Origin of the sequence: Streptomyces laculatispora (genome assembly GCF_017353455.1) — a bacterium.
Taxonomy (GTDB): domain Bacteria; phylum Actinomycetota; class Actinomycetes; order Streptomycetales; family Streptomycetaceae; genus Streptomyces; species Streptomyces laculatispora.
The window spans coordinates 1-12,017 of sequence record NZ_JAFMPZ010000196.1 but is presented as its reverse complement, the minus strand read 5'-3'; the positions used below and the strand labels follow the sequence as shown (position 1 = coordinate 12,017).

Below are 12,017 nucleotides of genomic sequence, written 5' to 3'. Positions count from 1 at the left end.
GTATGGCGTTCCAGGGCCTTCCGCCCCGGCCGGTGGCTCTTCCCGCCTACCGCAGGCCGGTGCGGAAGGCCCTGGAACGCCATACCTCCCTGGTCACGCTCACCTTGATGATCACAGCCCCCGCGGTGTTCGCCGTCGCCGTGCTGCGGCCCCGTTCCCGATGACCTCCGGAGACCCACATGTCGGAATGGCTTGTTCTCACCTTCGCCATGGTCGCGGCCAGCGCCGTGGTGCTGACCATCGCCGTACTCAACAACCGCCGACTTCCAGAGGACGACGACCCGTCCGAAACCCCTGACGTCATCGAGTACATGACGATGATGATCGGCGTGGTCTACGCGATCGTGCTGGGCCTCGCCATCGCGGGCGTCTGGGAGGGCCGCGGCGCCGCCCAGGAGTACGTACGCCAGGAGGCCCAGGCGCTCCACGAGGTCGACGCGCGCTCGTCCGTCTACCCGGCCGAGGTGCGCACCCGCATCCGTGCCGATGTCGACGCCTACGTCAGCTATGTCGTGCACGACGAGTGGCAGACCATGATCGACCACGGCACACTCGGCGACCGCGGCGCGGAGCTCCTGGACCGGGTGCGCGCAGATGTCACGGACTACAAGCCGAAGACGGACCATGAGGGGCAGGCGTATCAGCCACTGGTCGACCAGGTCGCCGCGGCCGACGACGCCCGCAGCGCGCGCGGGCAGAGCGCCGGAGCCACCATGCCGGGCGTCGTCTGGTTCGGGCTGATCATCGGCGCGCTGGTGACCGTGGGGCTGATCTTCACGCTGCAGATCCGCCGCACCTTCCGCGAACTCCTGCTGGCCGGCCTCTTCAGTGTCCTGATCGCCTTTCTGCTCTTTCTGATCTGGGACTTCGACTCGCCCTTCGGCCGGGGCCTCTCGGCCACCACCTCGCCGTTCCTCGATCTGTTCCCCCGCGCGTCGGGCGGTTAGGACCGGCCAGGACCCGGGGCGTGCGCCGCTCGGGGGACAACGGTGCCCCATTGGACGGATCCCGATCGCGGGCGAAATGCGCCACTTCTAGCGTTGGCGGCATCGAGGTGCATTTCTGACACTTTGTGGAAATCCGTTCCACAACTGATCCTCGGGGACCCGGAGGAATCACCATGCGCGCAATAGGTGTCGCTCCCGTCGCATTGCTCGGCGCCGCAGTACTCGCCCTGACCGCCCCGGCCGTGACCGCGTATGCCGCAGTGCCGGGCGGACCTTCCAACAGCGGGAGCCGGTACACCGTCACGCCGTCGGTGATCGCGCCGGGCGGCCAGGTGACGCTGGCCGCCAAGGGATGCTCGACGACGGCCACGGCGTCCTCCGGGGTGTTCGACACCGTCACCATCCCCAGGGACGGCACCGCCAGGGCGACGGTCGACTGGGATGCCAAGCCCGCCGCCGCCTATGAGGTGACGTTCACCTGCAACACATCGCCAAGCTTCACGGCCAAGGTGACTCTCACGATCAGCGCGGCAACGAGCACGCCCGGCACCAGCTCCACGAGCACCACGGGTTCGACGGCCTCCCCGACCGGCTTGCAGGGTGGTCTGGGCGGCAGCATCGACAGCCCGAACACCGCGATGATCGTGGGCGGCACCGCGCTGGCGGTGGCCGCCGCGACCAGCACCGTCTTCGTGGCGCGACGGCGCAAGGAGAACCGTTTACACTGACCGGCAGCGTCGGCAGAAACGAAAGTCGCCCCGGGTCCTGTCCAAGGACTCGGGGCGACGTGATTCTCGGGCCGACGGGTATGCCTGCCAGGTCGGACCGCCCTACCGCTCATCCTCCGACGGCACATGACGCACACGCCTCCGCGTTTGCGGCCGTTCCCGTTGCCGTTGCCGTTGCCGTTGCCGTTCCCGTTGCCCGGGACGGATCGACGAGAACGCCTCCACATGACGAACCCTCACCAGATCCTTGATCCACCTCATTCCGGCACAGCTCCACCCCGGTGATCCGACACACCGTGCGCGCACCCGTGAAATTGACGGATCCACAGGTCACAGAGCGTCAGAACTTCAATCCGATCACTACTCCGATATGCCGCCGCCCACCTGAGCACCACCCGTTCGCCCTTCCCTGATCGCCGCCCGGCCGCGCCGCGCCTAGCGTTCCCCTCGTCGCGACGAAGGGAGAACCATGGGCCGGGACAACTGGCACCCCGAACGGATCAGACACTCGCCCTGGGGCGCGCTCGCCCTGGTGATGCTCACCGGTCTCGCACTGATGCGGAACGGCACGGACCTCTCGCCCGGACCGCCGCAGCCGGTCGCCGCCACCTCGGTCGGCCACCAGAAGGACGCTCCCCCGGCATCAGTGTCGGTGCCGATGGTGAAGCCGCTGGCGTACGCCCCCGTCGCCCGCGTCGCCATCCCCTCGATCAAGGCCGACGCACCGGTCGTCGGTGTGAACCTGGACCCGGACGGCTGGATCGAGGCACCGCCTCCGCGGGACCCCAATCTCGCGGGCTGGTACCGGAACGGCGTCGCGCCCGGGCAGCTGGGCACCTCGGTCGTCGTCGGCCGTGTGGACAACCTGGCGGGCCCGGCCGTCTTCCACAGCCTGGGTTCGCTCAGGAAGGGCAATCGCATCGAGATCTCCCGCAGCGACGACCGGGTCGCCGTGTTCGAGGTCTACCGTGTCGAGGTGTTCGCGAAGAACGACTTCCCCGGCGCCCGGGTGTACGGCGACACCGGCAAGGCGGAACTGCGGGTCATCTCGTGCAGCGGCGGATCCAAGAAGGCCAACGGCTACGACGGCAACGTCGTGGTCTTCGCCCGGCTGGCCGGTACACGCTGACAGCTGCTGCCGGGGGGCGGGCCCGTCCCCCGGCAGCGTCCGCCGCACGGCTCAAAGCCGCTGCGGCACCGTGAGCCGGTACCCGTCGTCCAGCAGCTCCGGCAGATAGCGGCCCAGCGCGGCCACGCTCTGCGAGCGGTTGCCGCCCGCATCGTGCGACAGCACCACGACGCCGGGTGCCGCGCCCTCCCTGACCCGGTCGACGATGCTGTCGGTGCCGGGAACCGTCCAGTCCAGCGTGTCCACCGTCCAGGCCATCGGCTCCATGCCCATCGCCGCGCCGATCTCGAAGGAGTTGCGGTTCCACGCCCCGTAGGGGGCCCGGTACCAGAGCGGCGGAGCACCGGTGATCTTCTCGATCACCTCGCTGGTACGGCCCAGTTCGTCGGTGATGCCCGCCCGGGAGAGCTTGGTGACCAGCGGATGCGTCCACGAGTGGTTGCCCACCGTGTGTCCCTCGTCGGAGATCCTGCGCACCAGGTCCTGGTTGTCGTTGGCCATCTCCCCGCAGAGGAAGAACATCGCCCGTACGTCGTGCTTGTACAGCGTGTCCAGGATGTGCGGGGTGTAGAGCGGGTCCGGGCCGTCGTCGAAGGTCAGCACCATCGCCCGCCCGATGTCGGGCAGCTGCTCGAACGGCCGGGTACGGACGGGGGGCGCCGCGGGGCGGTAGCGAGGCGGAGTGTTCGCTGTCATGGGCCTCAGACAATAGGACAGCGGCTTGGTCCGGAGAGCCGCCTGCGGCCCAGCCGCGACGGCGGACGGCGCCGCGGGGCGCCGGAAGGGAGTGCCTGCGGGTTCCGCGGCGATCAGACGCACGACGGAGGCCGCGCCCAACCCGGCGGCCAGCCTCAGCAGCGTCCTGCGCATCGGCAGCCTCTGATCATTTTTCATGACCAACTGCTCGCACGCCCACGCCCTCACCCCCCTCAACGACACCGGTTGCGCGGGGTTTTGCACCCAATGGGGGGAGCCCGTACGCGGCAACCGGCGTCTTCCCTCCGGGGCGGCCGGAAGCCCGGACGGGCGGCCCCCGCAGGAGCGGATAGCCTCACTGCCGTGACAGACCAGCAGCCTCACCAGTTCGAACGTGGCACAGACGGCCCCAAAGTAATCGTCGCGGGCCTCGACGGTTCGGGATCCTCCATGCGCGCCGCGGCCTACGCCGCCGGCCTCGCCCGTCGGCAGAGGGCCATGCTCGCCCTCGTCTATGTACAGCCCGTGCTGCCCGCGGGTGCCGCGCTCGGTGCGCCGGTCGGCGATACGACCGGAGAGGTCGCGGAGGGTCTGGTGAATGAGATCCGGGAGTCGACCGAGCGGATGAAGGACATATGGGATGTGCGCTGGGAGTTCCACACCTTCCGCGGTGATCCGTACAACGGGTTGGTGACAGCGGCGGACGAACTCAAGGCGGACGCCGTGGTGGTGGGCGCGTCGGAGTCGGCGGGGCACCGTTTCATCGGCTCGGTGGCCGTCCGTCTGGTCAAGGCGGGCCGCTGGCCCGTCACCGTCGTCCCCTAGGGTCTTTCGTTTGGATCAGGCTGGATCAGGGAGCGGGGTCCGGTGCGTGCAGATGCAAGGCGGAGGAGGGAGTCAATGCGGAGCATGGGCGACCGACGACAACACGGCAGGTGCGCGTGCCGGAACCCGCGAGCCCGGCATGATCCAAACGAGAGGCCCTAGTCCGGCTCTCCCCCACCCCGCTCGCCTCACCCCCACGCTCACGCCGCCCGACCGCTCACCGCACCATTCGCCGCCCCGTGCGACCGCTCGTCGCACGGGGCGGCGTTTGTCCTGTTGCCCGAGGCCCGAATGCGTTCCTATACGCCAGTCAGCAGCGAGGCGGCAGGGACCTCCGCGGGGAAGGGCGTTCACCATGACCACGACGACGACCGATGAGCGGGCCCTCGCGGATCTGCAGCGTGAGCACGGCCCGGCCCTGTTCCACTTCCTGCTCGGCCTGACCTTCGGCGACCGGCAACGGGCCGAGGATCTGGTCCAGGAGACCCTGGTGCGGGCGTGGCAGCACCCGGAGGCCTTCGACGGCCCGTACGAGTCGATGCGGCCCTGGCTGTTCACCGTGGGACGCCGACTGGCGATCGACGCCCGCAGGTCACGGCTGGCCCGGCCGGCCGAGGTGGGCGACGCGGTGCTGGAGAGCGCCCCGTGCGGGGAGGACACCGCCGAATCCGCTGTCGCCGCGCTCGATGTGCGCGAGGCGGTGCGCACCCTGACCCCGGAGCACCGGGCGGTGCTGGTGCAGATCTACTTCCGCGGGCTGAGTGTGGGCGAGACGGCTCAGGTGCTCGGGATTCCGGCCGGGACCGTCAAGTCCCGTTCCTACTACGCGCTGAGGCTGCTCTCCCGCAACCTGCCGGGCTACTCAAGCAGGTCCTCCTCGCTGAGCAGTGGCAGCAGGGCCGCGGCCTCCGCCACCGCCACGTAGTCGGCGGCGCAGCGGTCGCAGTTCTGCAGATGGCGGGAGACCTCCAGCGCCTCCGGAGCCGGGAGCGCGTCCAGCACGTAGGCGCCGAGCAGTTGCCTCATGTGCGGTCCCTTCCCGGGGTCGGTGGTCATCGCAACCTCATGTCTGTGACGGATCCGGTCCGACGGATCCTGTCCTTCTGGCCACGCGGGGCGCGCTCCCCCGGTTCAATGCTGCGTGTGGGGGCGTGCCGAGAACGGAATGAGGCGAGACGCGATGCGTCCGGAACGTCATGACGGATCCAGTGGCGGCGGGCTGCTGATCCCGATGGCCTGGATGTACGCGGAGTACATCGCCGACGAACTGCTGCGGACCGGCGAGCTGATGGAGCCGGCGACGCTGGAGTACCGGGCGGGGCGCGATGCGCTCGCCCTGACCGTCTTCCTCTCCGACGGTGCGGTGGCCGAGGCCCTCCCCGCCACCCGGGTGGACGAACTGCGGCTGCTGACGGCGTACGGGACCCCGTGGCGCGGCTGGGTCTGCGCACGCCTCGACGCGCTGGAGGCGGCGCCCGGTGACCCCGCCCCGGACCTCGCGCTGGCCCGGGCGGCCTGGCGGTGGCTGGAGGACACCGAACTGCTGGCGGCCGACCTTGACGCGATCGGCCCGCTCCCCTGGGAACCGGCCGACGGCCCCCAGGACCCGGAGGCGGAGGGGGCGGCGGCCCAGGTGTGGACGCCGGCCTGGCAGCTGGGGCTGCCGCTGGGCCACCTCTCGATCCATCTGTACTGAGGGCCTGGGCACTGAGTGCCCGTGTACGGAGGGACTGTCCGCCGCGTCAGGAACCGTGCACTCCGGCGCGGTACTTCGGCAGCCGCACCGTGATGCGCATTCCGGCGCCGATGCCCGTCTCGATGACGAGCCCGTAGTCGTCCCCGTACACCTGGCGCAGCCGTTCGTCCACGTTGAGCAGGCCGACCCCGGTGGACTTGCCGCCCTCGCCGCGCAGGATGTGGCGCAGCCGTTCCGGGTCCATGCCGATGCCGTCGTCCTCGATGACGACCTCGGCCTCGGAGCCGGCGTCCAGGGCGCTGATGGTGATGCGGCTGGAGGTGACCGCTCCTTCGAGTCCGTGCTTGACCGCGTTCTCGACGAGGGGCTGGAGGCAGAGGAACGGCAGGGCGACGGGCAGCACCTCGGGGGCGACCTGGAGGGTGACGGAGAGCCGTTCGCCGAAGCGGGCCCGGACCAGGGCGAGGTACTGGTCGATGGAGTGCAGTTCGTCGGCGAGGGTGGTGAAGTCGCCGTGGCTGCGGAATGAGTAGCGGGTGAAGTCGGCGAATTCCAGGAGGAGTTCGCGAGCCTGCTCGGGGTCGGTGCGGACGAACGAGGCGATGGCGGCCAGTGAGTTGAAGATGAAGTGCGGGGAGATCTGTGCGCGCAGGGCCCTGATCTCGGCCTCGATGAGCTGGGTGCGGGAGCGGTCGAGCTCGGCGAGTTCCAGTTGTACGCAGACCCAGCGGGCGACCTCGCCGGCGGCCCTCGCCAGGACCGCCGACTCCCGCGGGGCATAGGCGATCAGGGCTCCGAGGACCCGGTGGTCGACGGTGAGCGGCACGGCGACGGCCCACCGCAGCGGGCAGTCCAGATCGTCGCAGTCGCTGCGGAAGGCGGTGTCGCGGCCGCTGGCGAGCAGGTCCTCCACCTGTTCCATGACGTGTTCGCCGTGGTGGCCGCCCTCCCCGTCCCAGACCAGGACCCGCTCACGGTCGGTGAGGCACAGCGCATCGGTACCGAGCAGTGAGCGCAGCCGGCGGGCGGACTTGCGGGCGCTGTCCTCGGTGAGTCCGGCGCGCAGCGGGGGCGCGGCCAGGGAGGCGGTGTGCAGGGTCTCGAAGGTGGCGTGCTCCACGGGGGTGCCGACGTCGCTGGTGCGCACGGGGCGGGCGGTGCGACGTCCGGCCAGTAGGCCGGCGCCGAACAGCAGGACGCCGAGGAGCACGATGACCGCGTATCCGGCCCCGGTCACCGGTGCCTCCCCGAGCTGAGTGCTTCGGGCAGGTGGAAGCGGGTCATGGCGGCGTTGGTGCCGGCCGGTATCCGGTTCTGTGTGGCGAGCGAGACCAGGATCATGGCGAGGAAGCCGACGGGCACGGACCAGACGGCGGGCCAGGCGAGCAGGGCGTGCGGCCAGCCGGGCGGGCGCACCGCGCCGCTGACGGTGATCGCGACGGAGAGCAGCGCGGAGCCGCCGCCGAGCAGGAGGCCGGCGGCGGCGCCGGGCGGGGTGAGCCGGCGCCACCAGATCCCGAGGACCAGCAGCGGGCAGAAGGAGGACGCCGACACCGCGAACGCCATCCCCACCGAGTCGGCGACCGGCACCCGGCTGACCAGCAGTGAACCGGCCAGCGGGACGGAGATGGCGAGGACCGTGGCCAGCCGGAAGTGCCGTACACCGCGCGAGGGCAGGACGTCCTGGGTGATGACTCCGGCGACGGCCATGGTCAGTCCGGAGGCGGTGGACAGGAACGCGGCGAAGGCCCCGCCCGCGATGAGCGCGCCGAGCAGGTCGCCGCCGAGCCCGCCGATGACCCGGCCGGGCAGCAGCAGCACGGCGGCGTCCGCGTCACCGCCCCGGATCAGCTCGGGGGCGTACAGCCTGCCGAGGGCTCCGTAGACGGGCGGCAGCAGATAGAAGACCCCGATCAGCGCGAGGACGGCGACGGTGGTGCGGCGGGCGTCGCGGCCGTTGGGGCTGGTGTAGAAGCGGACGACGACGTGCGGCAGACCCATGGTTCCGAGGAAGGTGGCGACGATGAGCCCGTAGGTGGCGTACAGCGGGTGGTCGGCGCGGAAGACGGACATCTGCTCGTCGAAGGTGACGCGGGGGCGTCCGTCGCCCTGCCAGGCCAGGACCAGGAAGATGGCGGGGACCAGGAGTGCGGTCAGTTTCAGCCAGTACTGGAAGACCTGGACGAAGGTGATCGAGCGCATCCCGCCCGCGGCGACGGCCAGGACGACCACGGAGGCGACGAGCACGTCCCCGAGCCAGCCGGGAGCCCCGGTGAGGATCTTCAGGGTGAGCCCGGCGCCCTGGAGCTGCGGCACGAGGTAGAGCCACCCCGCTCCGACGACGAGCACGCTGACGAGCCGGCGCACCTGCCGGGATTCGAGCCGTCCCTCGGCGAAGTCGGGCAGTGTGTACGCCCCCGAGCGGCGCAGCGGCGCGGCGACGAAGACCAGCAGCACCAGATAGCCGGCGGTGTAGCCCACCGGGTACCAGAGCATGTCGGGCCCGTGCACCAGCACCAGTCCCGCGATTCCGAGGAAGGAGGCGGCGGAGAGGTACTCGCCGCTGATCGCGGCCGCGTTGAGGCGTGGCCGTACGGTGCGGGAGGCGACGTAGAAGTCGGAGGTGGTGCGGGAGATGCGCAGCCCGAACCCGCCGACGAGGACGGTGGCGGAGACGACCGCGGCGACCGCCACCACCGCGTACGTGCGGCTCACTGTGCGGGGCGGCCTTCCACGAGCCGGGCGAAGTCGTGCTCGTTGCGCTCGGCCCGGCGCACGTACCACCAGGCGATCAGGGTGAGCGGCGGATAGGCGGCGAAGCCGAGGACGGCCCAGACGACGGCGTCGCTGTGCAGCGCCGCGAAGACCAGCGGCAGGGTGCCCGCGACGACGGCGAGCGCGGTGAAGGCGGTGAGCCCCGCGCGCAGTTGGCTGCGCATCAACGAGCGTACGTAGGCACCGCCCAGCGCGGTCTGTTCGTCGATCTCCGACTGGGTGCGGTAGCGCGGCAGCGGACGGACCCGCCGGGGCTCCCCCGTCACCACTTCACGCCGGGGCGTTGACTCTGCGGACATGGGGCCGGAGTGTACGCAGCACCCGGCCCCGCTGGGAAGGGATTCGAACGCGGGTAGCGGCTGGTCAGCGGCCGCCCTGCCGCATCAGCAGATCGCGCAGCGCGCGGGTGTGGCGACGGCTGACGGCGAGTTCCGCGGCGCCGATGCGCACGCTCATGCTGCCGGCGTCGAGCCGCAGTTCGTCGATCCGGCCCAGCGCCACGAGGTGGCGGCGGTGGATGCGTACGAAACCGCGGGTCCGCCAGCGTTCCTCCAGGGTGGTCAGGGGGACCCGGACCAGGTGGCTGCCGGTGGCGGTGTGCAGCCGCGCGTAGTCGCCCTGGGCCTCGGCGTACGCGATGTCGTCGATCGGGATGAAGCGGATGACGCCGCCCAGTTCGACCGGGATCTGGTCCTGCGCGGTGTCGTGGACGGGTGCGGAGCGGTCGCCGACCTGTTCGGCGACGCGGCGCACGGCTTCGGCGAGGCGCTCCCGGCGTACCGGTTTCAGGACGTAGTCGACGGCCTTGAGGTCGAAGGCCTGCACGGCGAAGTCCTCGTGGGCGGTGACGAAGACGATGAGCGGAGGCGCGGCGAACCCGGCCAGCAGCTGGGCGACGTCGAGCCCGGTGAGCCCGGCCATGTGGATGTCGAGGAAGACGACGTCGATGGCGGCGGCGTCCTCGGGCCCCGCCTCGACGGCGCCACCGATGCGGCGCAGCGCCTCGGTGGCCCCGGTGGCTCCTTCGGCGCTGCGGATGCGGGGATCGGCGCGCAGGAGGTAGAGGAGCTCCTCCAGGGCGGGTTCTTCGTCGTCGACGGCGAGTACGCGCAGCATGAGGCCGGAGTGTAGACCGGCCGGCCGGTGTGGACGGTGCGGGAGCTCAGCGGCCGGGCGGGCTACTTGAGCAGTTTGGAGAGCCTGCGGTCGGCCAGTGGTTTCCCGCCGGTCTGGCAGGTCGGGCAGTACTGGAGCGAGGAGTCGCTGAAGGAGACCTCGCGGACGGTGTCCCCGCAGACCGGGCAGGCCTCCCCGGTCCGTCCGTGGACCCGCATCCCGCTGCGCTTCTCGGCCTTGAGCTTTCCGGCCGCGAGTCCGCTGGAGCGGGCGACGGCGTCGTCCAGCGTGGTGCGCAGGGCCGTGTGCAGCCGGGTGATCTCGTCGTCGGTGAGATGTGCGGTGAGCTTGAAGGGGGACATCTTCGCGACGTGCAGGATCTCGTCGCTGTAGGCGTTGCCGATGCCGGCGATGAGCGACTGGTCGCGCAGTGCCCCCTTGATCTGCCGGTGTTCCCCGTCGAGCAGGGCGGCGAAGGTGTCACGGTCGAAGGAGGGGTCCAGCGGGTCGGGCCCGAGGCGGGCCACGCCGGGCACCTCGGCCGGGTCGTGCACGAGGTGGACGGCGAGGCGTTTGGTGGTGCCGGCCTCCGTGAGGTCGAAGCCGTCGCCGCCGGTGAGTACGGTGCGCAGCGCCAGGGGCCCCTTGCCGGGGCGCGGCGGGGTGGCGGGGAAGGCGTCCTTCCACTGGAGCCAGCCGGCCCGTGCGAGATGGGTGACCAGGTGCAGGGGGCCGACGGCGATGTCCAGGAACTTGCCGTGCCGCCGGACGCCGGTGACCGTGCCGCCGTGCAGGGCGGTGAGCGGCGGGTCGTACGTCTTCAGGACGCTGATGGCGAGCGGCAGTACGCGGTCGATCTCCCTGCCGACCAGGTGGTCGTCGAGGAAGATCCGCAGGGCTTCGACTTCCGGCAGTTCTGGCATGGCTCCCAGCCTGCCGCAGCCGCCGCCCCGGTGCCTACCGGAGGCCGTACACGCGCTCGGCGGTGGTGGCGAGGACTGTGTTGCGTTCGTCGGGCCCGAGGCCGTCGACGAGGGTGCGGGCGGCCTCGACGACCTCGGTGTACGTGGCGGCGAGCCGGCACACCGGCCAGTCCGAGCCGAACATCAGCCGGGACGGCCCGAAGGCGTCGATGACGGTGTCGGCGTACGGGCGCAGGCCGGCGACGGTCCACGCACGTACATCGGCCTCGGTGACCAGGCCGGAGAGTTTGCACACCGTGTTGGGGAGGGCGGCGAGTGCCCGCAGATCGTCGGCCCAGGGGTGCAGTTCCCCGGTGGCGACCGGCGGTTTGCCCGCGTGGTCGAGCACGAAGGTGAGGCCGGGCAGCAGCGCGGCCGCCCTGACGGCGGCGGGCAGCTGGTGCGGCTGGACCACCAGGTCGTAGACGAGCCCGGCGTCGTCCACCGCGGCCAGGCCGCGCAGGACGTCGGCCCGCAGCAGCCATTCGGGGTCGGGTTCGCTCTGCACCTGGTGGCGCAGCGAGACGAGCCGGTCGCCGCCGGGCAGCTCGCGGAGGGCGGCCAGCGTGTCGGCGATGTCCGGCGCGGTGAGGTCGCTCCAGCCCACGACTCCGGCGACCAGATCGCTGCCGTCGGCGAGTGCGAGGAACTCGGGGGTCTCCTCGGCGACCGTTACGGTCTGTACGAGCACGGTGGCGCACACTCCGTTGGCACGGGCCTCCGGCTCCAGGTCGGCGAGGGTGAAGTCGCGGCGCAGGGGCGCCAGTTCCTCGCCGGTAATCCACTCCTGGTCGCGTACCGCGAGATCCCAGACGTGGTGGTGTGCGTCGACGATCCGTGGGCCGCCGGTCATCTCACAGCTCCCAGGCGACGGGGAGTCCGGCCTCGGCGCCGTCCGAGGAGTAGTCGTGCGTGACGTCGAGGAGCTCGTCCATCCTGGCCTGCCAGGCGACGTTGACGGGGAGCTCCTCCAGTTCGGCGAGGAGCCGGGCGTAGTCGTCGCACTCGATGACGTGGAACAGCTCGGTTCCGCTGCGCCAGATCGTCCAGGAGGTGGCGCCCGCCGCGCGGATCGCACGGGTCAGCTCGGCCGGGACCTCGCGGTGCGCGGCCTCGTACTGAGCTATGCGGTCCGCGCGGACC

At 71.1% G+C, this 12,017-nt stretch carries 15 protein-coding genes; 6 read left to right on the top strand and 9 right to left on the bottom strand.

Annotated features, from left to right (window positions below; genetic code table 11):
* Window positions 1-179 precede the first annotated feature (179 nt).
* From J1C73_RS11605 to J1C73_RS11595, 3 genes are all read left to right on the top strand, one after another.
* Window positions 180-947: a bestrophin-like domain gene (locus tag J1C73_RS11605; RefSeq protein WP_207316293.1), complete on the top strand. Its 768-nt coding sequence runs from the start codon at window positions 180-182 to the stop codon at window positions 945-947.
* A gap of 173 nt (window positions 948-1,120) precedes the next feature.
* The gene (locus J1C73_RS11600) at window positions 1,121-1,675 is read left to right on the top strand and encodes a hypothetical protein (protein WP_207316292.1); all 555 of its coding nucleotides are present in this window, start codon (window positions 1,121-1,123) and stop codon (window positions 1,673-1,675) included.
* A gap of 469 nt (window positions 1,676-2,144) precedes the next feature.
* Window positions 2,145-2,804 carry a class F sortase gene (locus J1C73_RS11595; RefSeq protein ID WP_207316291.1) on the top strand — a complete coding sequence of 220 codons (660 nt, stop codon included), beginning with the start codon at window positions 2,145-2,147 and terminating at the stop codon, window positions 2,802-2,804.
* 51 nt (window positions 2,805-2,855) lie between these two features.
* On the opposite strand, the gene J1C73_RS11590 is transcribed toward J1C73_RS11595, so the two are convergent.
* Window positions 2,856-3,698 (bottom strand): polysaccharide deacetylase family protein, encoded by an 843-nt coding sequence (locus J1C73_RS11590; protein WP_207316290.1) that lies wholly within the window; start codon window positions 3,696-3,698, stop codon window positions 2,856-2,858.
* A 165-nt stretch (window positions 3,699-3,863) separates the two neighbouring features.
* Here J1C73_RS11590 and J1C73_RS11585 point away from each other — a divergent pair, with 165 nt between their 5' ends.
* Window positions 3,864-4,325 (top strand): universal stress protein, encoded by a 462-nt coding sequence (locus J1C73_RS11585; protein ID WP_123464917.1) that lies wholly within the window; start codon window positions 3,864-3,866, stop codon window positions 4,323-4,325.
* Between the two features lie 355 nt (window positions 4,326-4,680).
* A complete protein-coding gene (locus J1C73_RS11580; protein WP_207316289.1) occupies window positions 4,681-5,250 on the top strand; it encodes a sigma-70 family RNA polymerase sigma factor in 570 nt (189 codons plus the stop codon).
* Here the strand turns inward: J1C73_RS11580 and J1C73_RS11575 are convergent.
* Window positions 5,184-5,381 carry a zf-HC2 domain-containing protein gene (locus tag J1C73_RS11575; protein ID WP_207316288.1) on the bottom strand — a complete coding sequence of 66 codons (198 nt, stop codon included), beginning with the start codon at window positions 5,379-5,381 and terminating at the stop codon, window positions 5,184-5,186. The genes J1C73_RS11580 and J1C73_RS11575 overlap by 67 nt on opposite strands.
* A 124-nt stretch (window positions 5,382-5,505) precedes the next feature.
* Between J1C73_RS11575 and J1C73_RS11570 the strand changes: the two genes are divergently transcribed.
* Window positions 5,506-6,021 carry a hypothetical protein gene (locus J1C73_RS11570; RefSeq protein ID WP_123464911.1) on the top strand — a complete coding sequence of 172 codons (516 nt, stop codon included), beginning with the start codon at window positions 5,506-5,508 and terminating at the stop codon, window positions 6,019-6,021.
* 46 nt (window positions 6,022-6,067) lie between these two features.
* On the opposite strand, the gene J1C73_RS11565 is transcribed toward J1C73_RS11570, so the two are convergent.
* The 7 genes from J1C73_RS11565 to J1C73_RS11535 all read right to left on the bottom strand — a co-directional run.
* Entirely contained in the window at window positions 6,068-7,258 is a 1,191-nt protein-coding gene (locus J1C73_RS11565) for a sensor histidine kinase (RefSeq protein ID WP_207316287.1), read from the bottom strand.
* Window positions 7,255-8,736, bottom strand: coding sequence for a sodium/solute symporter (locus tag J1C73_RS11560; protein WP_207316286.1), 1,482 nt, complete (start codon window positions 8,734-8,736; stop codon window positions 7,255-7,257). Before J1C73_RS11560 ends, J1C73_RS11565 begins: the two co-directional genes overlap by 4 nt.
* Window positions 8,733-9,095, bottom strand: coding sequence for a hypothetical protein (locus J1C73_RS11555; RefSeq protein ID WP_207316285.1), 363 nt, complete (start codon window positions 9,093-9,095; stop codon window positions 8,733-8,735). The genes J1C73_RS11560 and J1C73_RS11555 overlap by 4 nt, the downstream gene beginning before the upstream one ends.
* Before the next feature lie 64 nt (window positions 9,096-9,159).
* Window positions 9,160-9,912 (bottom strand): LytR/AlgR family response regulator transcription factor, encoded by a 753-nt coding sequence (locus J1C73_RS11550; protein ID WP_207316284.1) that lies wholly within the window; start codon window positions 9,910-9,912, stop codon window positions 9,160-9,162.
* A gap of 62 nt (window positions 9,913-9,974) precedes the next feature.
* Window positions 9,975-10,835, bottom strand: coding sequence for an Fpg/Nei family DNA glycosylase (locus J1C73_RS11545; RefSeq protein ID WP_207316283.1), 861 nt, complete (start codon window positions 10,833-10,835; stop codon window positions 9,975-9,977).
* Window positions 10,836-10,869: 34 nt separating this feature from the next.
* Window positions 10,870-11,727 carry an amidohydrolase family protein gene (locus J1C73_RS11540; protein WP_207316282.1) on the bottom strand — a complete coding sequence of 286 codons (858 nt, stop codon included), beginning with the start codon at window positions 11,725-11,727 and terminating at the stop codon, window positions 10,870-10,872.
* A 1-nt stretch (window position 11,728) separates the two neighbouring features.
* Window positions 11,729-12,017: L-rhamnose mutarotase (locus J1C73_RS11535; protein WP_207316281.1), on the bottom strand; the 289-nt coding region annotated here is incomplete at its 5' end.